At 42.9% G+C, this 21,940-nt stretch carries 15 protein-coding genes; 11 read left to right on the top strand and 4 right to left on the bottom strand.

Going from position 1 to position 21,940, the window contains the following annotated elements:
• Nucleotides 1-65: 65 nt before the first annotated feature.
• Nucleotides 66-1,226 (bottom strand): porin, encoded by a 1,161-nt coding sequence (locus MHN32_RS07190; RefSeq protein WP_239421383.1) that lies wholly within the window; start codon nt 1,224-1,226, stop codon nt 66-68.
• Between the two features lie 84 nt (nt 1,227-1,310).
• Here MHN32_RS07190 and MHN32_RS07195 point away from each other — a divergent pair, with 84 nt between their 5' ends.
• From MHN32_RS07195 to ylqF, 5 genes are all read left to right on the top strand, one after another.
• A complete protein-coding gene (locus tag MHN32_RS07195) occupies nt 1,311-3,194 on the top strand; it encodes a methyl-accepting chemotaxis protein (RefSeq protein WP_239421384.1) in 1,884 nt (627 codons plus the stop codon).
• A 462-nt stretch (nt 3,195-3,656) separates the two neighbouring features.
• Nucleotides 3,657-4,436, top strand: a complete 780-nt coding sequence (locus tag MHN32_RS07200; RefSeq protein WP_239421385.1) for a Fic family protein — start codon at nt 3,657-3,659, stop codon at nt 4,434-4,436.
• Nucleotides 4,433-4,996 carry a phospholipase gene (locus MHN32_RS07205; protein WP_239421386.1) on the top strand — a complete coding sequence of 188 codons (564 nt, stop codon included), beginning with the start codon at nt 4,433-4,435 and terminating at the stop codon, nt 4,994-4,996. The genes MHN32_RS07200 and MHN32_RS07205 overlap by 4 nt, the downstream gene beginning before the upstream one ends.
• A gap of 204 nt (nt 4,997-5,200) precedes the next feature.
• A complete protein-coding gene (locus tag MHN32_RS07210) occupies nt 5,201-6,601 on the top strand; it encodes a hypothetical protein (protein WP_239421387.1) in 1,401 nt (466 codons plus the stop codon).
• A gap of 685 nt (nt 6,602-7,286) precedes the next feature.
• On the top strand, nt 7,287-8,231 hold the full coding sequence (ylqF, locus tag MHN32_RS07215) for a ribosome biogenesis GTPase YlqF (RefSeq protein ID WP_239421388.1): 945 nt from the start codon (nt 7,287-7,289) through the stop codon (nt 8,229-8,231).
• Here ylqF and MHN32_RS07220 read toward each other — a convergent pair.
• On the bottom strand, nt 8,228-9,637 hold the full coding sequence (locus tag MHN32_RS07220; protein ID WP_239421389.1) for a sensor domain-containing diguanylate cyclase: 1,410 nt from the start codon (nt 9,635-9,637) through the stop codon (nt 8,228-8,230). The genes ylqF and MHN32_RS07220 overlap by 4 nt on opposite strands.
• Nucleotides 9,638-11,126: 1,489 nt before the next feature.
• Here MHN32_RS07220 and MHN32_RS07225 point away from each other — a divergent pair.
• Genes MHN32_RS07225 through MHN32_RS07250 form a run of 6 tightly spaced genes read left to right on the top strand, consistent with a single transcriptional unit; the run spans nt 11,127 to nt 17,737 of the window.
• Nucleotides 11,127-12,356 (top strand): porin, encoded by a 1,230-nt coding sequence (locus MHN32_RS07225; RefSeq protein WP_239421405.1) that lies wholly within the window; start codon nt 11,127-11,129, stop codon nt 12,354-12,356.
• A gap of 12 nt (nt 12,357-12,368) precedes the next feature.
• Entirely contained in the window at nt 12,369-13,331 is a 963-nt protein-coding gene (locus MHN32_RS07230) for a tripartite tricarboxylate transporter substrate-binding protein (protein ID WP_239421390.1), read from the top strand.
• 60 nt (nt 13,332-13,391) lie between these two features.
• A complete protein-coding gene (locus MHN32_RS07235; RefSeq protein WP_239421391.1) occupies nt 13,392-13,868 on the top strand; it encodes a tripartite tricarboxylate transporter TctB family protein in 477 nt (158 codons plus the stop codon).
• 3 nt (nt 13,869-13,871) lie between these two features.
• A complete protein-coding gene (locus tag MHN32_RS07240; protein ID WP_010606897.1) occupies nt 13,872-15,380 on the top strand; it encodes a tripartite tricarboxylate transporter permease in 1,509 nt (502 codons plus the stop codon).
• Nucleotides 15,381-15,401: 21 nt separating this feature from the next.
• Nucleotides 15,402-17,030, top strand: a complete 1,629-nt coding sequence (locus MHN32_RS07245; protein WP_239421392.1) for a sensor histidine kinase — start codon at nt 15,402-15,404, stop codon at nt 17,028-17,030.
• A 2-nt stretch (nt 17,031-17,032) separates the two neighbouring features.
• Entirely contained in the window at nt 17,033-17,737 is a 705-nt protein-coding gene (locus tag MHN32_RS07250; protein WP_174170232.1) for a response regulator, read from the top strand.
• Here the strand turns inward: MHN32_RS07250 and MHN32_RS07255 are convergent.
• Together MHN32_RS07255 and MHN32_RS07260 are read right to left on the bottom strand one after the other, a co-directional pair.
• Nucleotides 17,734-19,023 (bottom strand): DUF3472 domain-containing protein, encoded by a 1,290-nt coding sequence (locus tag MHN32_RS07255; RefSeq protein WP_239421393.1) that lies wholly within the window; start codon nt 19,021-19,023, stop codon nt 17,734-17,736. The two genes, MHN32_RS07250 and MHN32_RS07255, sit on opposite strands and share 4 nt — an antisense overlap.
• Nucleotides 19,024-19,061: 38 nt before the next feature.
• On the bottom strand, nt 19,062-21,911 hold the full coding sequence (locus MHN32_RS07260; protein ID WP_239421394.1) for a TonB-dependent receptor: 2,850 nt from the start codon (nt 21,909-21,911) through the stop codon (nt 19,062-19,064).
• Between the last annotated feature and the right edge of the window lie 29 nt (nt 21,912-21,940).

Consider the following 21,940-nt stretch of genomic DNA (forward strand, 5'->3'; position numbering starts at 1 on the left):
AGTGTACCACCCTCACTTGAATACTTGATGTATAAATCAATCCAAATTAGAAATTATTATTCTAACTAATCAAATTGCCACTCTTGCTTGTAATCGTACCTAAAGCCAATGGAGATGGAGTCCATATCGATTTGGTTGTCGAAGGACTTGTTCAAATACTCCAAGTGCACTCTGAGGGGCGGTGTTGGTAGCCACTCAAGTGTAACATTGTAGCCATCGAAGCTTTGATTAAGCGGATCATGACTGCCGTAACCGTCATCAAAATCAAAATATCCGGTTTTGAGTTTATAGTGTTTTGCGAGTTGATAGGCCAACGAAAGATCAAAGGTGTGGCCTTGTCGAGAATCAAGAGCTTCCACGCGTTGATAGTCTTTGTCCTGATATGCCATTGCAGCGTAAAAGCGGGAGGTAAATTGGTAAGCCAGCGCACCAGACCAAAGTTGGTTTTCGCCAATATGTTGCTCGTTATCGTACACATCGTTTTGTTGATAAGTAATCGCCGCGTGTAAACCTGCGTTATCGTAACTTAACCCAGTGTTGAATAAATCCGTTTGATTATCGCCCTTATCACCATTAAATTGGCCTGCGGCGATAAACGTCATTGGCCCCAATTCGTAGCGGTAAGTGACTAAATTATCAACGAAAAAAATACTCTCTGGATCGTAAGCAAATGGGCTACTGGCGTGATTAAAAATATCAACGTATTCGGCAATAAACAGATACTGTGCAGGCCTTTGTTTGCCAATGCCAAATCGACCATACGGTGTACCTAGCGCAGTATAAGCACGGCGTGACTTGCCAAAATTTCCTTCATTGGCGAGATCGATGCCCCATTCACCATGAAGTTCGGCCTGCCAGCCCGGCATAAATTCATGAGTTACTTTAATCCCTGCGTGGGATAAGGCGTCACGAACATCCCAGTTACTTGCGTCATCTTGATTGATTACGCCAAATGTCGGGCGTATTGTGGCATAGGTTTTGAGCGTGGTTGAGGGCTCGCTAGGTGGTTTTACCGGGTCACTTTGTGGTGTTGATTTTGCCATTGGAGCTGCGGCCTTTAGTTCGCTATTTTGCGTCATAAACCGAGCTTTAAGCTCAGCTAATTGCCGCTCAAGATTTTCAATGTCGGCCATGGTGACAGGTCGATCGGTTGCTAAAGCTACTGAAGAAGTCAGTAAACAGGCTAGGCCAATCAGTGCGGTTGAGTTGCTCAAAGTAAAATTCATGGTTTTTACATCGCTCAGTTGCCAATAATCGAATTATAGACAACACTTTTGATATTCGAGCACTTTTTATTCAGGCTGTTGAATATGAAGATCCGCACTAAGTTCTCTGTGACTTCTGCCATAGTGATCTTATTGATCATCACGACGACGACGCTTTCTACTTACTGGTTTGTTAGCGATTCGGTGAAAACCAAAACCCATGCCTATGTAACAGATAGCACGCAATTGCTGGCCGTGAGCATAGAGAATTGGCTGGCCGGTAAAGCAACGCAAATTAATGTGATAAAAAGTCAGTTAGAGCAAAACTTTAGCGATGATAACTTTCAACAAGCACTGAATACACCAGTGTTTAAAAACGAATTTTTGCTGGCTTTTGGCACTTTGGCTAATGAGGAAGGGCTCAGATCGAACAACCCCGCTCGCAAAAATCCTCCGGGCGTAGATTTTAGAGAGCGAGCTTGGTATCAGCTTGGAAAAAACCAAAATAAAACCGTTTATACCAGTCCATATACAGACGCGGCGACAGGTGAATTATTGCTGTCGGTGGTGTCTCCCATCATGGTGAACGGTAATTTTAAAGGGGTAATTGGGGGAGATTTAAGCCTAAAAACCATCGCTAATAGTGTCAATCAGGTTAACTTTGATAACACGGGCTATGCCTTTTTGGTCGACAAGTCTGGTAATGTAATTTCTCATCAACATGCCGAATTTAACGGCAAAAAATTGCAACAGGTATATCCAGCTTTACGCTTAGATAGCGTAGATAAGTTGCAAGAAGTGGATACCAAAGAAGGCAAAAGGTTGTTTTACTTACATTCGCTTGATAACACCTTTGGTACGGACTGGTATTTGGCGGTATTAATCGATAAATCAAAAGCCTACAAAACACTGACTGAAATTACAATAAACTCCCTGATCATTGCTATTTTAGCCGTGGCTATTGGAGTATTCTGCGTACGGACGTTAGCAATTCACTTACTCCAACCATTACGGGATTTGGAATCTGCAATCACCGGCATGGCAAGTGGGGGCGGTGACTTAACTCAGCGCTTAAAAATTGTTAACGAAGATGAGTGCGGCACGGTAGCGCGACAATTTAATTTGTTCTTGGGCTTTTTGCATGGGTTAGTAAGTAATGTAAAAGAACGTGCAGACGACGTGGTGATAAGCAGTGATGCCGCCAAAGAGCTGTCGACGCATTCTTCACAGAAACTTGATCAACAAGTTAGCCTAATTGAAAACCTCGCTACCGCGATGAATGAAATGAGTACTACCTCGACCGAAATCGCAGGTAACGCGCAGCAAGCCGCAAGCTCTATCACCTCTGTAAATGAAAAGACCTCCGAAGGGCAAGAAATATTCTTTAAAGCGCGAAGCCAAATTAATGCTTTGGCTGACGATATTACTGCATCGTACGAGTTGAGTACGCAACTTGCAGAATACAGCCAAAATATTGAGAATATTCTTTCGGTCATCAATGGCATTGCAGAACAAACCAATCTACTGGCACTTAATGCTGCAATTGAAGCCGCACGTGCCGGAGAGCAAGGTCGTGGTTTTGCGGTTGTGGCCGATGAAGTGCGTTCTCTAGCATCAAAAACACAGGAATCCACCACCGAAATTAAGTCCATGATCGACCAGATCCAAGCCTCGTCCATTCAAGTTCAGCAATCTATGGGAAGTAGCCGAGATAAAACCCAGCAATGTGTGTCACAAACCGAGCAAGCGACACATATGCTAGAAGAAATCTCAGAGGCAGTAAAAGAGCTTATGGATCGCAATATTCAAATCGCAACAGCCATAGAAGAGCAAAGTGTGGTGATTGAAGAAATCAATAAAAATACAATACATATCAACGATATTAGTGTCGAAGTCGGCAGCTTTTCTGACAAACAATACAGCGCCAGCGAAGAACTCGCTAAAAACGCCCATGAACAAGAAGCGCTACTGTCTAAGTTTACGTTGTGAGTTCTTGAGTTTGAATAATCCACTCAACTTTTGAGTGGATTATTACTTAATTGTGGCGTTGGTATCCCTACTATAAGTCTTTTCCTATCAATCCATCAGTATTCTGTTCTAATTACATTATAAGGTTAATTAAATGTTAATTGTTTGGGGTGAGGATGGAGCAAAGCTAGATCCAAGTGTTATTTGAGTAATAACTCAAAAAATAAATTATAATTGACATATGTTAAAAGTATGATGATGTACCTGTATTGAGTCCTTTAGCAGTAAAGTAATTACAAAATGGTGGTATTTAATGCAACTAGGTCTACGCAAGATCGATCATAATTATAAGAACTTTATTTACAGATATGTATCTTCGAGTTTCTGTGTTAGACAATTAAAAAATATACTACCAATGGAGTTGGTTTTACATGATTATTATAGTTATTCATTAAAAAAATAAAAATTGAAAATATATTGAGATTGAGAGGGAAGTTCTATAAAACTATTGATTTTGGTTTGAGGGGAAGGGAACTTGAGGAAAGTGAAATTTATTTAATTAATAAAAGCCTCAGTTTAGAGCTTCCAGGCTATAGGACTCATAAGTCATGGGTTGGTAGGAGTGAAAATGATAAAATTTATATACCACCTGAACCCAGTAAAATTAAAATTTTAATTAACGATACGATAAAAATATTTAACAAGGAAAGAGTTGGGAATAATTTAACTTGTAACCTTTTTTTATATTTTAGAATTGTAGCTATAAACCCATTTATTGACGCGAATGGAAGGACCGCTCGCTCTTTATTTCTAAGCTTAGTCGAAGAAAAGTATAGCTTATATTGTCCTAGACTTCATCTTTCAAAGAAAACTGAAGAAATTTACAACGAACTATGTTTTAAATCTCTTTCATCCTATGAGAGTTTTGCTAACTCTCCAGAGTTAAGAACACTATTAGAAATGGGAAAGGAGTTGACCAATTACTTTAACAATGAAAAGGAATCCTTGGTTTTTAATGTGGTGCGAGATTATAGGGTGACGGATGAAGAAAGGTTTTATAAATTATTTAATGTTCTGGTTGATAAAGGGGTTTTTATAGAAAGTGTAGAGGGAGTAAAAGATGATTTTTATATTAACCTTAAGAAAAAAGGTGTTGTTGAAGTCTTACCAATATTTGGAAGAGTCGGTAACGTTATAATTTCAAAGCATATTTTCAATTACCACAATAAGTTACATGAAAAGTTAATAAAAGGAATGAAATGAATATAAAAAAGAGTTTGATCTTTAGTCTGATAGGGGCTGCTTTATTAAATGTTGATATCGATGCTTACGAACTATCAAATAGTAACTCGCTATCAGTCGGCTTTAAAAGTGCATATGCTATTGAGAGGATACAAGTAAATGGCGTTGCTATTCCGAAGAGCCGATTTCGGCATTCTGTTAGTAATTTAAGTCGTACATTTGAAACTTTGGGTGATCGTTATGGGTACGATAACTCTAGCTCTGAGCAAAGAGAAAAAGAAGCAAGAGCATTTGATGCTGAGGTTCGATGGCTCTGTGGTAATTATGCAGATCAAAAACCAGACTCTTGTGATCCATTGTTAAAACCAACAATATCAGTCGATGGTTGTAGCTCAGAAATAGGTTCTATTGATATACTTAATAGCTGGGATGGAGTTTTTAGAGATAGCTGCAACAGCCATGATAAGTGTTATTCTACTCTTGATTCAGGACAAAAGAATTGTGACGATCAATTTCACGCAGATATGGCTGCGACATGTAAAGTAAAATGGGAAAAGTCTGCGAAGGGAAAAAAGATATAGAGTTTAATTATAGATGTAATAAAACAGCGACGCTTTTTGCTAGAGGAGTAAAGGGTTTTGGGAAGTCCTATTATAACTCGGACCAAGAAGAATCTGCATGTTATGAATGGCACGATAATTTACAAATTTGCAAACCTATAATTCACGAATATTTTAAAAGCTAACTCACGGCCCCTATTTTTGGGGCTATCTAGGAACGAGAAAATGAATCACTTATCAAAAAATATTTTTTTAATAGGTTTATTTTTTTCACCATTCTCCTTTTCTTCTAATTGTAATTACTTTTATTTTGATGGGTTTGGTGGAAATGTTGAGAGGCCCTATGTTTATTACGAAAGGGATTGGTTCAACGATATTGATATTGAGTCAGATGAAGTTGAGATCACAAAATCTTTAGTTGTTGATGCTGTGGTAAAGGTAATATCAGGGGAAGCTAGTCACCACAATATTGTAACTGGATGGGACTTTAATACTCTAGAATTAGCCTTGATTTATGATGTTGGTGATGATTATGTAGAAAGCTTGGCTACTTTAGGTTATCGAGTTTCAAAATCATCTCTTACTATCTTGCTGGAGAATAAAAGTGATGAAGCATTTATAGATTTATTGAAAAAATACTATGATGGTAATAAACATGAGTTGTTAATATACATTTCAGGGAGAAGTTTTTCTTTGACCAATTACTTGTTGTCGAAGAAGAGGTTTGAATTAATAAAAAAGTTGCAAGATGAATTAAATGTTGATGCCAGTTCAAATTCCTTGCGAGGGGATATGGTTAACTTGGATGGTTATAGTATAAATGAAAGGTTGGTGATTTCTGATTTTATAGATTTGCGCGTTTATGGCGAGGTTTTTAACAGAAAGGAATTGCAACGAAAAGATAGATTGAAAAAGATCAAGTTAGCTTTTGATAATTATAAACATTATAACTTTTATAATAGGTGTAGGTATCAAGATGTAGACTTTACAAAGGCAAAGTTTATAGGTGCAGTAGGGTTTGGTGAGCTTAAAGAAAAAATAAAAGGTCTTGACTTAGATGGTTCGTTAAAGTTATTTCAAGGTCAGCCTATTTATCAAGATTATGTATATTATCTTTCTTCAATAGATAATATAGATGATAAGCCGTCAGTATTCTTAGATGATTTTAAGAGAGTCCCTTCTGAAGAGTTGTATGGTTATGTTAATGATCAAGAGCATGCATACTATTCAAGGAATGGGATAAGTGTTAATGAGTTCTATTTTCTACATAGAAATGGGTCTTGGAAAGAGCAAAAACAATTGTTTAACATAACTAGAGTTGCTGGTTATTTGTCAGAAAATAAATGGCTTATCTCTCGCTTGTCAAAAAATAAATTAGATTCCCTAAGTGGTTTATATCTTTATGGTAAGAATTTTAGTTTCTATTATTTACAAGGTGAGACTGATGTAGAGGAATTTAAAAAGGCTGTAACCGTTTTCGGTGCTCCAAAGTCTGAGTTTGGTATCAATATTTTGGAGTGGTACTCGGTAAAGTCGATGCAGAATAAAAAGTATGAAAAAATTAAGAACTACGTTAAAAATAATTATAGTTATGTTGTTAGGATTCAAAAAGAAATAAATTTATGAATGATAAATTTAACCATAACAATATATTAACTTTTCTATTTGTTTTCGTTAGCTTGCCACTTTTAGAATTTGTCAATTTAGCCTTTAATGGTACGTACTTTTCATTGTCATCTTTTTTGTACTTATTAATGGTGGACCTAGTCGCAAAGTCAACTCCACTTGCTTTTTCCAAATTGATGTTGAGTTTTAAAGGTATAAGGTTGATTCGTGAAATAGTAAGAAACTACTTGTACGGCAGCATTATGCTGATTTTTAGTATGTATGTTTGGATTATATACTTTTCGGAATCAAACTTGGCAGTTCTTATCTTGGTAACACCTTATGTCATTTTAATTACAGTCCCTGCACTGATTATGAGCTGTATACTCACCCGACGTATTAGAAAAAATCAGAGGGCTGAAGGGCAGCCCTAATGGGGAACATACGTTAGCAAAATGATTGGGTGAATATGGATGAGGCGGCTTTGAATCGTCGTACTAACAAAGCCATTAACCCAATACTGTCAATTTATAGTAGAATAACCAACTTAGTGATGAGGTACTGCGGCTGTATTAAAAGCGTTTAGTACCCTATGTTGTATCCTTTACTTATCTCTTGCTTCGTACGAATGGCGATATGGTAGGTGTGAGCTTGGCAAGGTGTTCAACATATGAGCTTTTAAAGTTAATTAATACAGGTGGTTATAATGGCAATACAGTGGTTCCCAGGGCATATGAATAAAGCGCGCAATGAGATCAAAGAGATCATGCCGCAGATGGATGTCATTATTGAAGTGCTGGATGCTCGTATTCCTTATAGTAGCGAAAATCCTATGGTAGGGCAGTTACGCGGTGACAAGCCGGTTATCAAAATCATGAACAAAGCGGACCTTGCTGATCCTGAACTGACCAAGCAGTGGATGGAGTATTTTGAACGCGAGAGCGGTGTAAAAGCGCTGGCGTTTGGTCATGATAAGGCGAATGAAGTACAGCGTATTAATGCGCTTTGCAAAAAGCTTGCACCTCATAAAGTGGGTCAAGATAAGCAGCTAAAAGCCATGATCATGGGTATTCCAAATGTGGGTAAATCGACGCTTATCAATACCCTTGCTGGCAGAGTTGTTGCAAAAACAGGTAATGAACCAGCGGTAACTAAAGCGCAACAGCGTATTAAGCTTGAAGACGGCATTATGCTTTACGATACGCCGGGTATGTTGTGGCCAAAGGTTGAGAATGAAAACTCGGGCTATCGTTTGGCGGCAACGGGTGCTATTCGCGATACGGCTATCAATTATGAAGAAGTGGCGAGTTACACCGCTGAATATCTGCTAGGTGCATATCCAGAGCTTTTAAAAGCACGTTACAAGCTCGACGAATTACCGGACTGTGATTGGACATTTATCGAGATGGCTGGCCGCAAGCGTGGTTGTGTAAAGGGCGGCAATCAGGTCGATACGCATAAGATGTCGGAGATTTTAATCAACGAACTGCGTGATGCTGTTATCGGGCAGATCACGATGGAAACGCCGGAAATGCGAGAGTCGGAAGAAGAAATGGTTGCTGAGTTACGAGCACAAGCTGAGGCTAAAAAGGCCGCGCGTGAAGACGAAAAACGTCAGCGCCGCGCAAGAGCGCGTAAGAATCGCCGCTAAGCGGCGAATTTGGTTTGATTCCGGCCTTGTTTGGCGCAATAGAGCGCGGCATCGGCGCGCTTTATAAAACCATCTTCTGATTCATCAATATGGTATTGTGCAACGCCAATACTGACAGTCACTTTGACCTCACATTCCGCCTGCTCTAGAGCAACATGGATCTTCTCAGCAATCGCAATTCCTTGTTCTAACGTCGCTTTGGGTAGCAATACCATAAATTCTTCACCTCCCCAGCGGCACAACAAACCGTTGTTTTCTATCTGGCGTTTACATACGTTCGAGAAGCATTGCAGCACTCTGTCGCCAACCACATGGCCATGTTGGTCGTTCACTTGTTTGAAGTGGTCAATGTCCATCATCAGCATCACTACTGGAGTTGATTGGGTACGCGCTTTCGCTAAATGGTGCTGAAGCTGTGGCTCAAAGGCTTGGCGATTAAAGGTATCGGTGAGTTTGTCGTACTTCGCCATTTTTTCTAAGCGTTTTTGATAATGGTTAAACGTCAACTGCGCTACGGCCAATATTAATAAGGTGACTAGGCTCCCTACCCATAAATTGGTTGTGAGTATGTCGCTTATTCCACTGGATTTATCTATTGTTTGCTCAACAATTAAATACCAGCCTATAGAGTCCAAATAGCGCGAATGGACAAACTCGGCATGGTCGTCAGTTTCCAACCGAAATTGATATTCGGATTGATTGAGCAGCGCCGTTGCTTGGGTTGGAAAACGATCATGAATACTGGTGCCAGATAGAGTCTGATCGTTAAAAAATAATAGCCTGCCTTTGTGGTCAATAAAGTACAGTTTTCGTGCGTAGCTGGCTTCGTATTGTTCGATTAAATTATGTAAATCAGCCAATAAGATGCCAACCCCAACAACGCCAATTACATCGTTGTTTTGCCTTATTTTATGATTGACGTAAACAATGGCTTCGTTGTTATCTCTTTGGTCTATATCAACATTGAGCGCATAGTCAGCATCGCTATGCAGGCTTTCTCGGTACCAATCATTTTGTTTGGCACGGATGTCTAACTGCTGGGTGTTACCATCAAAGTGGTAATAAGTGAGGTTCTTGTCATCCACTAAAAAGCTCGTTTTTGCGTGATGTAATACTCGAGTATCTTCTAAGTAGGTGAAAATAAGCGCAGGGTCTTGCTGTGAAGACGTTAGCCAACGTTTAATAAAGACGTTATTTGCCATTTGCTGAGAAACAATAATTGGAGCTTGAAGCCGTTTTTGTATATCTAAATCAATCAGATGGCTGGTGAGTGGCAGAGCATCATCGCTCACCCCTTTATACAACGATTGTTTAGCATGCTCGATACTTATCCAGCTGGTGAAAATAAACCCTACCAGCAGCAGCAGGCTTAACAACATGTTATAACGGTAGCGTCGAGCGTTCATATTATTGTTATTTTTGGAAAAATGGAATGATACGGATTCTAGTAAAAGAAAACGATTACACGACATTACAGCTGAACAAACGCTGATAGAAAATGTAGGCATAAAAAAAGCCCTGAGCAGGGCCTTTTGATTCATATCTACCGTCACCGATATGAGCAATGTAGCAAGTAAAAAGTGGTTGCCAGTGATACACATCAAGGGGCGTTGTAGCACATCACCGACAACACGATTCAGGGTCGAATCAGCAAGAGCATGTTCTCTTGTTGATATTGATTATCAATTAGATTAGCCGCTAGGTCAATACCTTTTTGAAAATAATTCTCATTAATATTTGTGCAGCTGTTTTTCGGTAAGCGTTGAAAATTGGTATAAATTTTAGGCATAAAAAAAGCCCTGAGCAGGGCTTTTTACGTTCATATCTACCGTCACCGATATGAGCAATGTAGCAAGTAAATTGTGAGAATAAACTTAGTCAGGTTTAGGGGCGACTGAGTTAAGTTCATTCAAGCCATTAACGTTGGCCAGCCGTGTTTCAGGGTCGAGAAACAAACTAGAGTACTAATGCCAATCTCAAGGTAGTGAGTACATCAGGTAGACAGGGCTTTACAACTATCAACCTTACTAACTGAGTTGGCGAAACAACACGTTGCCGTCTTGTTGATAGTGATTATCAGTTAGATTTAACAATGAGTCAATACTTTTTTGAAAATAATTCTCATTAATATTAGTGTGGCTGTTTTTCTAGGAAATACCGAAGTGAAAATAAATTTTGGGCATAAAAAAAGCCCTGAGCAGGGCTTTTTGATTTCATATCTACCGTCACCGATATGAGCAATGTAGCAAGTAAAAAGTGGAGTTAGCGTCTAAATACGAGGAGCAATGCAAGTGCCTGCTAACGTCCTTGGTAGTTGTGGATACCAGCCTTGTTTCGGGTCAAGAAACTATTGTGATAACAAGTTGAGCCGTCACTCTCGCCTTGTTGATAGTGATTATCAATTAGATTTGAAGGGCTGTCAACGTTCTTTTTGAAAATAATTCTTATTTAGATCTAAGTGATTGGAATTACACCAAATTTAAATTTATTGAGTGTATTGTTTTATTAATGTGATGGTTTTTGGTGTGTTGTGTGTCTTATTTCTGCTTATTCTAGGGGGCAAAGTATTATTCTATATTGAGCTTTGTAGGCTCACCGTTTCCAGAGCTTCAGAGAAAAGCTAGGTTAATTCATCATCCACATCTTAGATATTTTGATTAACGCAGTAGTCATACTTTCGCTTCACTCGTTATTTATTTCCACACTACTTTGGGTTTTGTGCATATTGCTCATGATTTTTATGCACAAAACGCGTTTTACTCAACTTAATCAACTTATTTCCGCAATCTATGGTTAATTGAGGGTTAACAATAAGCTCGTACTTGATAGCAGGTTGTAGTCGCTAGTCACAATACGTTTAAGACAAATGAGTACAGAGCAATGAGAACAACAATAATGAAGCCAGTTGCAGCAATGTCATTAATTGCAGTAACTGCTTGCCCCGTTTTGGCACAACAAGATGAAGCACTAGCCAGCAAGATTGCAAAGCTAGAAGCGCAATTAAAGGAATTACAGTCCAATAAATCACTGAACCTTGAGTTTGGTGGGCGTGTACAACTCGATTTTAACCATTTTAGTGGTGCATACAGCGCCGATAATGAGGGTAATGCCGCCAGCGACTTTTTTCCGCGCCGGATCCGCACCTATGTAGAGAGTGAGCAAGGCGACTGGGAACACAAGTTACTACTCGATTTTGCTGAAGGCGATGCCGAGATAGTCACTGTAAGAGTGCGTTATACCGGCTGGAACAACGGCCCGCGCTTTCAGTTTGGTAAATTAAGAGAAGATATCACCCTGAATGCGCTCACCAGCAGCAAACACATCAATACCATAGAGCGCAGCTCTATCGCTGATACGTTTTCTCCTTACTTTCGATGGGGCGCATCAGCTTATCAATATTTTAAAGATTCCGGTTTTCGCTATGCGTTAGGGGTATATAAAAACGACGCCTTTGGTGCATCTGGGCGTGACCAAGATGACCGTCTGGCACTTGCCTATTCGGGGCGTTTGACTTGGTCGCAACACACTCCCGGTAAAACCCTGCATTTAGGTGGTTGGGGTTCGTACCGTGATATGGGCGGTGCTACGCTGGGTAATCGCCTTGCTCGCGGTGAAGTACGCGAAGCCAAAGTGCGCCTCGTGGATTATGCTGCAGGCGGTGATGTCGTTGCCCTTGATAGCATGTCACAAGCCGGGTTAGAACTCGCTTATCAACATAATGCCTTTATGCTTGAGGCCGAATATGCCACACGCAACTTAGATACCCTCGACCCTACTTCTGCATTAGATGGGGGAGATATTTCGGGTTATCACTTGTCTTTGAGCTATTTCCTGACCGGTGAACACAAACAATATTCCGCAAGCTCTGCGGTATTTAAGCAGCCTAAAGGGGTAAAAAATGCGTGGGAGTTGGTTGCACGTATTTCCAGCATGGATGCTGAAAACGCCAACCAAGGCACGCAAGTCGACGCCTACACACTGGGCGGTACCTATTACCATTCCAGCAGCTTAAAGTTCATGGCTAACCTTGTCTATGCGGATGTTTCAGGCGCTGGAAGTACCGCGTTGGTTGGTGACGAAGATTCAGGATTTGGCTTTGCTGCACGCTTGCAGTATCTATTTTAACGGGAGCAGGTTATGAAGTTTGCATTAAAGCATCTCAAGTTAGCAATGGCTGGCGTGGCGATGATGTCTACTCAGGTATTAGCGGATACCCACTTTTTAATTCCCGGTGGTCCAGGTGGTGGCTGGGATACCACGGCTCGAGCTGTGGGCGAGGCGTTAGTGAAATCAGGGCTTGAGTCCAATGCATCGTTTCAGAATATGTCAGGCGGTGGTGGCGGCCGTGCTATTGCTTATTTGATTGAATCGGGCAATAAAAAAGGCGATATGTTGATGGTTAATTCAACGCCAATCGTGCTGCGCGCGTTGTCGGGTAAGATCCCCTATAGTTATCGTGATTTAACGCCCGTTGCCAGCGTAATTGCCGATTATGGTGCATTCGTGGTGCGTGATGATTCGCCTTTTAAGAGCTGGCAGGAGGTGATTGCTCGTCTAGAAGTAAACCCGGGCTCTGTGACAGTCGCGGGTGGTTCTGCTCGCGGCAGTATGGATCATCTCGTTGCAGCACAAGCTGTAAAAGCAGCAGGCGTTGATGGTCGTAAGCTGCGTTACATTCCTTACGATGCCGGTGGCAAAGCTAAGGCCGGTTTATTGTCTGGCGAGGTGAAGATGCTCTCGACCGGATTAAGTGAAGCGCTCGACATGGCAAAAAGTGGTCAGGCGCGCATTCTTGCTGTTACTGCGCCAGAGCCTATCGCGGACTATCCAGAGATCCCAACCCTGAAGTCTTTAGGCTATGACATGGAATTTGTTAACTGGCGTGGTTTTTTTGCGGCTCCGGATCTCCCTCAAGCAAAACTCGACGAATATACCGTGAGATTACAAAAACTGGTGCAAAGCAAAGAGTGGGAAGCGGTACGCGCACGCAACGGTTGGTTGAATCTATTTAAGCCACAGCACGAGTTTATTGAGGCGCTAGAGGCACAAGAAGCACAGCTGAAAGTGGTGATGGAAGAATTGGGTTTCGTTAGACGCTGATTAAATTAAATAGGTGGTTGCAGTGAGGTTACTGCATCACCTAAAAGTGGGTAATTCACTATGTTAAACCGAGAATTGTTAGGCCCAGTGCTGTTTTTAATTCTGTTTTCACTCTATGCGGTATCTGCTTGGCAAATCCCGATTATGCCTTTTGAAGAATACGAGGCGGTAAACTCAGCAACTTTGCCTAAGGTATACGCGCTGATTGGCATTATTGTTTGTCTTTTGTCGATTGCCGCAACACTGTTTAAAGGCGTCCCTGCGCTTGATAAACGTGAAGAAGCGGAGACTATCTCCAAGGCAACCATAGCTCAATGTGCAGCACTGATTGTATTGATGCTTATTTACAGCAGTGTGCTTGAGGAACTCGGGTTTATTGTTTCGACCATTTTGTTTTTAGGCTGTGGCTTTTTAATTATGGGTGAGCGACGTAAACAAATTTTGTTATTGGCGTCAGTACCTGTGGTTATCGTGTTTTGGGCCATTATGACGCAGCTACTTGGGATCTATCTGGTTCCAGGTGAGTTTTGGAGTTAAGCCATGTTAGACGGTATTTTAGTTGGCCTGTCCACGGCCTTTATGTGGCAAAACTTACTGTACGTAATTGTTGGCTGCTTTGTCGGTACTTTTATCGGCATGTTGCCCGGCTTAGGGCCAATCACGGCGATTGCGTTGATGATCCCTATCACTTACAACATCGGTGCCGACTCCGGTATGATCTTAATGGCGGGCGTATATTACGGCGCAATTTTTGGTGGCTCGACTTCCTCTATTTTGATTAATGCTCCCGGTGTAGCTGGTACTGTGGCATCGTCATTTGACGGTTATCCAATGGCAAAACAAGGACATGCGGGTAAGGCTTTGGCTATTGCCGCTTATGCTTCATTTACTGGCGGAACGATTGGTGCGTTGATGCTTATGATAGCCGCACCACTACTTGCAAAAGTGAGCTTAAGCTTTCAGTCTCCAGACTATGTGATGTTGATGTTTTTGGGCTTGACTGCGATTGCTGCTTTTTCTGCAAAAGGGCAATTTTTAAAAGCCATGATGATGACCGTATTTGGCTTGATGCTGTCAACGGTGGGAATAGACCCTTCATCTGGAACTGAGCGTTTTACCTTTGGTCAGGCGGACTTGCTAGACGGCGTAAGCTTTTTGTTGGTCGCAATGGCAACCTTTGCATTGTCTGAGGCGCTGATCAACGTGATCCGTCCTGAAAAAGCTAATCAAGGTTCGAATGATGATGACACCCCCGTTATTGGCTCAACAAAACTATCTGGCGCTGAGGTGAAAGAAATGGCGCCAGTTGTGGGGCGCTCTTCAATTTTAGGATTTATCATTGGCGTATTGCCGGGGGCTGGCGCAACGATAGCAAGTTTTATGGCTTATGCGACAGAGCGAAATTTGGCACCCAAAGCCATTCGTGAGCGTTTTGGGCGTGGTGAAATTCGCGGCTTAGCGGCACCTGAGTCGGCAAACAATGCCGCTTGTACTGGGTCGTTTGTGCCCTTGTTAACGCTTGGGATCCCAGGGTCTGGCACCACTGCGATTATGTTAGGGGCGCTGATTGCTTATGGTATTCAGCCGGGTCCTACGTTAATGCAGGACAATCCTACGGTGTTTTGGTCGGTAATTGTAAGCATGTATTTTGGCAACATTGTGCTGCTGATTTTAAATTTGCCACTGATCCCTTATTTTGCAAAGGCTTTGACTCTGCCACGCTCAGTTCTCACGGTGATGATTTTATTCTTTAGCTTGATTGGCGTGTATCTGGTGTCATTTAATACCTTTGATTTGTTTATGATGGTAGGTTTTGCCTTGGTGGCGGTGGTGCTGAGATTATTGAGTTTCCCGATGGCACCTTTGCTCCTTGGGTTTATTCTCGGCGATATGATCGAACGCAATTACCGCCGCGCCATGATGATTTCGGATGGCTCTATTAGCTTTATTTGGGAGAGGCCACTAACTTTAGGCATATTTGCGCTTGCCATGTTAGTGTTGTTGATCCCATTAAAAGAGTACTTCCAGCAACGAAAAGTTGCGCAGTAACCCAGCAGTGAGGAAATAGGTGTGTCGCAATCACAAAAATTAGCACGCAGACCAAAACGCTTAGAAACGCGACTGATCACTTGGGTTGTGGGCTTGTGTGTGATCCAAGCATGCTTATTTACCGCGCTGGTGTATCAGGTTATTACGCAAAGCTTACACCAGGAAGTGGGAGAAAAAGCCTTGGCTTTGGCTAAGGCGGTGGCGGTTCGTGAAGATGTTATGGCGGCACTCATAACAGATAGGGATAGCTCACAGATCCAACGCCTCAATACTAATGTTGAGCTGCTGCGCCAGGCAACTGGCGCAGATTTTATCGTCATTGGTGACACCGAAACGCGACGTATCGCCCACCCAGATGAGCAAAAAATTGGTCGCACTATGGTCGGAGGGGATAGCCAAGCCGCACTGTCTGGAGAGAGTTATATCTCGACGGCACAGGGCAGTTTAGGTGAGTCTATTCGGGGAAAAGTGCCTGTGTATTCTCCCGCTGGTGAGGTGATTGGTTTAGTCTCGGTAGGCTTTTTAGTGCAATCCGTCGAGTCGTTGGTGTTGCAGCGCAGCATTGCCGTTTTTATCGGAGCTGCAGCGGTGTTACTGCTCAGTGTCATTGCCGCAATTTGGATTGGTCGACGTGTCCGCCAAGCCATTTTTGGCCTGCAACCAGATGAAATCGGGCGCTTATTTGCAGAGCAAGAGGCCATACTGAATACCGTACGGACGGGGATTATCGCGCTCGACCCTGATGGCAGCGTGCGCCGTTTGAATCAACGTGCGTGCGAAATTCTCGAAAAGCCTCGCGGCTTGAGTAAGCAAGGTTTGCACCTGAGCGATCTGTTGCCAGAGCATAGCGACTTCCTGTTGCATAATCCCAATCGCCCTTTAGTTGGTTTTGAGCTATTTGTTGCTGACAAGCGTTTGGTGTTATCGCGGTTTGCGCTGCAAGTGCAAGGTCAACACGAAGGTATTTTACTGAGTATGCGACCCTCCGATGAACTAGAGTATGTGTCAAAGCAGCTCACTAAAGTACAGGCTTTTGCAGAACTGTTGAGAGTGCAAACGCACGACTATTCAAACAAGTTAAATACCATTGGCGCGCTTATCCAAATGGCACAATATGACAAAGCGATTGAGCTGATAGGTCAAGAAAGCCAAGGCTCACAAGCGCAAATTGAAAACCTCCTCACCTATATACAAGAGCCAGTGATCGCGGGCTTATTACTCGGTAAATACCATAAAGCGCGAGAGCATAATGTGGCACTAGAGGTGAGTTCCGACAGTGCGCTGTGCGCTATCCATCAAAAAGAGATGTTGGAACGAATAGTTTCAATATTAGGTAATCTCATCGATAATGCCATCGAAGCGGCGAGAACGACGGCACAGTTACGGCCTGCCAAAGTGGTCGTAACAGTGGATGAAACGGTTCAGGATATTATCTTTGATGTTGAAGATAGCGGCACTGGACTGATTGGTAATGTCGAAGAGGCGTTTACGCCGCAGTTTAGTACTAAGTCCGGCGACCAACATGGTGTTGGTTTATATCTCGTAAAAACAAATCTTGATTCCTGCCACGGAACTTTAGAGGTTGGGGAGTCTGAATTACTTGGTGCAAGGATCACGGTCTTTATTCCCAAGCAAGTAAAAGAGCAATAACAATGACTTATTCTGTGGTGATCATCGAAGATGAAGTAGCTGTGGCACAATTATTAGCGCAATACCTAGTGACACCAGCAACACCAAGTAGCGCAAGGCAAGGGCAATATCGGGTGGTGGCCAGTAGCGACAATGTTTCTACCGCGACGGTACTGTTGAGTGCGATACAAGCCGACTTAATTTTATTGGATATTTATCTACCCGATGGTAACGGTCTTGAGTTTTTAAAGATGCTACGCGAGCAAGGCTGTAAAAGCGAAGTGATGCTGATCACCGCAGCAAAAGAAGTGGCGACGCTAGAAAAAGCGATCCGTCTGGGAGTCTGTGATTTTTTAGTTAAACCGCTGATCTTGGAACGGCTCGACCTCGCACTCGCTCGCTTTGAGGCGCGTCAGCAGTGTTTGGATGGTGCCAATGAAGTGACGCAATCTATGGTCGACACCTTATTTGGTAGTGAACAGGCGAGCATACAAAGTACAGCTAGACTACCTAAAGGCGTTGACCCACTTACTTTGGAAAAAATTCGTACGGCATTTCAAAGTCAGCCCAAGCAGGTGTTTACAGCAACCCAAATGGGAGAATTGGTGGGGGTGAGCCGCTCAACCGCTCGGCGCTATTTAGAGTTTTTGGTTAGTATAGAAGAAGTAAAAGCCGACCAAAGCTACGGTAGCATTGGCCGACCAGAGAGAAGCTATCATCTAAATTAAGGGTGTGCCTGTAGTGACTGCCATGGGATCACTGGCGCATCATTGCTGCTAGGGCGAGTGAATTCGCTGAGATAAGGTGTGGGTCCCGTGAAGAAACCGGTGTTACGTAAGTAAAAACGGTTTTGCTCCTCACCACCTTGATAATCCAAACGCGACCCTTTTCTGGCGGTGGCGTCATAAGTGAATTTAGCCTGATTTAACTCAACCCAGTTACCTTGGGTGTCACGCAAAAACTGGCGATTATAAAATGCCTTACGCTCAAACTGTCCAGCTTCGGGTAAAAAGTTTTCCAAAAAGCTATGCGGTCTTGCAACATAGGTGTTGGTTTCTGGGCGGCTAAAGGCTGCGATTAGCTTCCATTGGCCGGTTTCCGGCGCATAAAAATAGCCGCGATATTCAGTATGGCCTTCATAAGTCGTACTGGGCTCGATATTGACTAAAAAGCGATATGTCGTATCTGGCTGCCAGTTATAACGTAAATAGCTTTGTCCTCCAGAACCTTCATTGCCAAATTCACCGACGTAAACGCCGTCGCCTTTAGCGAGTAATTTGATTTTAAGATTGTCAGGAATCGTGCTCGGATCATCCGTTTGATATGGGCTCCAAACCGAAAACAGCACGCGGCGCTCGCTGGGTGAGTTTACCTGAATACCAAAGTACCCTTCGCCAAAACCATTCGCCATAAAATACGAACCTTGTGGATCATAGCCAGATGGCACCGTTACTTCGTTGTAAAACCAGTTATAGTCCTTTTTGTCAGGTACGGTATAGGAAAGGTGTACTGAAGGGCCGCGACGACCCCAGTAAAAGTCTTCTTTGACATAGTTAGGTGCAGGGGTCATGGCCTCGCCATCGAGACTGAGCCCGGTAATGGCGGGGAAGGTACTGTTTCGCCCTTTGGCTAATGTGTCACCGGCTATTTGGACCGTTTGATAACCAACTTGTGTCACAGCAAAGTCACCGACTTTAACCTTAGTTGGGCTTTGTCTATCGAGGTTAAGCGTCACTTGTTTATTGTTATGCGTTACCAGCAATGTACTTGGTGCACTTGGTTTCTCAAGGTGTAAATAGAGGGTATAGGTGCCAACGTTATTGGCATAAAAATAGTGATTAAATCTAAGGTGCTTATCCTGCCATGGGGCAATTCCTGCTTGAGTTATATATTGCTTGCTGGCGTCAATATCGTTGTTGACCCAAGCGTTGCCGTAACTGCTGATATAAGCCTCTTGCGCTGAGGCAAATAGCGAGGCGCACAGCAGTATCGGTGTCATTATTGTATTCTTCATCTTAAGCTCCTTGAATGGGGCGCGTTGCCCCATGTTGATTAGAAAGAAGTGTTAATGCCTAAACTGATACTGCGGCCGTAACGGCTCAAGTGGCTCACTTGCTCTTGGGTTTTAATGTATGACCATTGACGCTCATTGGTGAGGTTGGTCACGTTTAGGTCAATTCGTGTCTTTGCTGTAAGATTATAGCTGGCACTGAAATCAAACTGACCATAATCCGCTGCCCATTCCGGGCCGCCCCATGCATCTGGATACTTCAGATAATCATCTCGCCAGTTGTAAGCGATACGCGCTTGGTAGTCATCCTTTTCATAATAGATAACTGCATTGTAAGAATGCTCAGACATTCCAACGAACGGTAGCTCATCTTTTTCGGGGTCGTCGTATTTACTATCCGTAAATGTATAGTTGATTTGCATACCTAGGCCATCAAAAGGTGCCGGTAGCAATTCCTCAAACGACTGTTGATAAGCAATTTCGAAACCTTTGATCTCTGCCCCCGCTTCCGAACGTGGAGATACTTGGGTAAATTCCGGGCCGTCAACTTCAACGCCGTCTTTTATGAATTTACCCACTTTTATCGTACCGACACGCCCCTGAGCGATAACAGATTTAATGTCTTTGTAATAGGTTGCAAAGGTGAGCGCACCATAATCAGAGAAGTACCACTCTAGTCCCAAATCAAGTTGGTCTGCTCTAAGTGGTTTGATCCCAGGGTTGGCAAGATTAAGCTCAAACTTACTGAAATTAATTGAGCTATATGGGGTTAGAAAATCGATGCTAGGTCTGGTGATAACTTTAGCCGCGCTGGTTCTAAATAACAGTGAGTCTGTTATTTCTAACTTAAAGTTCATGCTAGGCAGTACATCAGTGTAGTCATCTTCTACGTAAGAATCGGAGTAATAATCGGCAATATCCCCTTCTATACGATAGATAATATCGCCATCTTCGTCTTCTTCTACGTTGTATACCAGACTTGGGTAATCAAAAACGTAGCCATCAGAGGTGATCTCGGTTTTGATTGCTCTTACGCCTAGGTTTAGGTTGTAAGGCATTTCCGACAGCTCGCCGACTAGGTTGGTCTCTAAATAAAGTGCAAACGTTGACTCAGAAAGCTCGTAGGAATCTTTAGGGCTCTTGGTGGCTCTAATTTTTTCATCTGCGGCTTGGGCATTGATGGATTGATAAAATGCATAGAGTTTGTCGTAGTCAAAGCTTGCCCACGGCGCAGGGTGCATGCCCGGCTCACCATCTAGGAAGTTATCAAAGTTGGCGGGTACAAGTACATCTGCGGGTAGTCTAAATAAGTTAAGACCACCGAGCTTTTCTACGCTTGAGTTATCAAAGCTGTCGTAATCTGAGTTTTTAAAATAAGCCCCACCATTACTAAACATTGACGGATCATCTGATTTACTTACGTCTCTGCCTTTAGTTTGCTTTCCGTAATGAAAACCAAACTTGATGTCTTTGACAAACTCCCATTCAGGAATAAATGTCCCTTCAAGCCTTAACTCTTCAACATCGCTTATCACTTCCGTGCCATAGTTGTAGCTGTAGTGAGCTCCAAAGGGTTGATCGGCATTAAGTGCTGGTGACATGGTCACATCTGGCAGGAGGTTGTCGCCTGTTTGATCTATAGTGATAGTATCCACAAAGCCACGTGCCACGATGTAGCGGTTGTCGCCATCATTGATCCGCTCGGCACGCGACTTAGACACGTCAAATTCAAGCGTTAGATCGTTGGTAGCATACCACTTGAAGTTAAGACCGGCCTGCCAAGTGTCGGTATTGCGAGGCTCAGAGACATTTAGTAGCTCAGCCATCGCGCCGTCGACTAACTCAATGTAGTTGACGTTGCCATCTTCATTAAATTTTAATTCACCTACCGCTGGGATCCCCGGTGTCCAAGGTTCATCATAGGTGACGAAAGAGATTTGATATTTTTCACCGTCGGTTTTGTAGCTTGAGTATAAGCTATCAAAGGTGACATCAATATCATTCGTTGGACGCCATTGTAACGCTAGGCTCGCACCAATGCGCTCACGTTTATCTTGCCAGTTCGAGTAGCGCACATATCCAGGGATCATTGATGGGTGTACTTTCTCGCCCTCATCTAACTCGCCATTTCGGTTACTATCAACAGGGACTCGCACGTCGGTATTTTCTTCTGGATCGTAAAACCCTTGTCCCTCGTAGGAGTCTTCGCGTTGTGTTCGCTCGGAATAAACAGCGGTAAATAGGGCGCCAAAGGTATTGTCAAAAAAGGTATCACTGATTAGAAAGGAGGCTTGAGGGTTGGTATCGCCGGTACGTTCTTCGTAAATGGCTTTGGCACTTCCGGCGAGGGTAAAGCCATCCATATCTAACGGTCGGCGGGTTTTTATATTGATGACCGAACCAATCCCCCCTTCTTGTGTTTGTGCTTGTGGTGACTTGTATACTTCTAATGCTTGAACCATTTCAGGCGCAATTAAATCGAAGTTAAAGTCACGGCTTGTGTGTTCAGATGCCATTCTACGACCATTGATGGTGGTAACGTTAAAGTCCCCGCCAAGGCCCCGTACTGTGACGTTTTGTCCTTCACCTGCGTTACGGGTAATGGCGATACCTGTCATTCGTTGTAGCGCTTCAGCTAGGTTTTGATCTGGGAACTTGCCAATGTCTTCGGCAACGATGGCATCCATTACGCCGACGGCGTTTTTCTTGAGAAAGAGTGACTCTTTGATACTGGAACGTACGCCACGTACTTCAATTTTCTCGACTTGTTGCTTGGCTTTATCTTGCTCGTCAGATCCGCTGTTTTGTTCTGTTTCCTGTGCGTGCGCGTATTGGGACAGGGCACAGCTCACGGCCAATCCCACAGCACACAGTTTTAGAGTGTGTTTCATCTTGTTGTCCTGTTGAGTGTTGTTATTAT

It is taken from the genome of Pseudoalteromonas sp. Of11M-6 (assembly GCF_022347905.1).
GTDB lineage: Bacteria > Pseudomonadota > Gammaproteobacteria > Enterobacterales > Alteromonadaceae > Pseudoalteromonas.

Excerpts from the sequence above, each read along its gene's own strand:
- MHN32_RS07225 (WP_239421405.1), top strand. The coding sequence starts at position 11,127 with ATGAAGCCAGTTGCAGCAATGTCATTAATTGCAGTAACTGCTTGCCCC.
- MHN32_RS07235 (WP_239421391.1), top strand. The coding sequence starts at position 13,392 with ATGTTAAACCGAGAATTGTTAGGCCCAGTGCTGTTTTTAATTCTGTTT.
- MHN32_RS07220 (WP_239421389.1), bottom strand. The coding sequence starts at position 9,637 with ATGAACGCTCGACGCTACCGTTATAACATGTTGTTAAGCCTGCTGCTG.
- MHN32_RS07260 (WP_239421394.1), bottom strand. The coding sequence starts at position 21,911 with ATGAAACACACTCTAAAACTGTGTGCTGTGGGATTGGCCGTGAGCTGT.
- MHN32_RS07230 (WP_239421390.1), top strand. The coding sequence starts at position 12,369 with ATGAAGTTTGCATTAAAGCATCTCAAGTTAGCAATGGCTGGCGTGGCG.
- MHN32_RS07250 (WP_174170232.1), top strand. The coding sequence starts at position 17,033 with ATGACTTATTCTGTGGTGATCATCGAAGATGAAGTAGCTGTGGCACAA.
- MHN32_RS07190 (WP_239421383.1), bottom strand. The coding sequence starts at position 1,226 with ATGAATTTTACTTTGAGCAACTCAACCGCACTGATTGGCCTAGCCTGT.
- MHN32_RS07240 (WP_010606897.1), top strand. The coding sequence starts at position 13,872 with ATGTTAGACGGTATTTTAGTTGGCCTGTCCACGGCCTTTATGTGGCAA.
- ylqF (WP_239421388.1), top strand. The coding sequence starts at position 7,287 with ATGGCAATACAGTGGTTCCCAGGGCATATGAATAAAGCGCGCAATGAG.
- MHN32_RS07210 (WP_239421387.1), top strand. The coding sequence starts at position 5,201 with ATGAATCACTTATCAAAAAATATTTTTTTAATAGGTTTATTTTTTTCA.
- MHN32_RS07255 (WP_239421393.1), bottom strand. The coding sequence starts at position 19,023 with ATGAAGAATACAATAATGACACCGATACTGCTGTGCGCCTCGCTATTT.
- MHN32_RS07195 (WP_239421384.1), top strand. The coding sequence starts at position 1,311 with ATGAAGATCCGCACTAAGTTCTCTGTGACTTCTGCCATAGTGATCTTA.
- MHN32_RS07205 (WP_239421386.1), top strand. The coding sequence starts at position 4,433 with ATGAATATAAAAAAGAGTTTGATCTTTAGTCTGATAGGGGCTGCTTTA.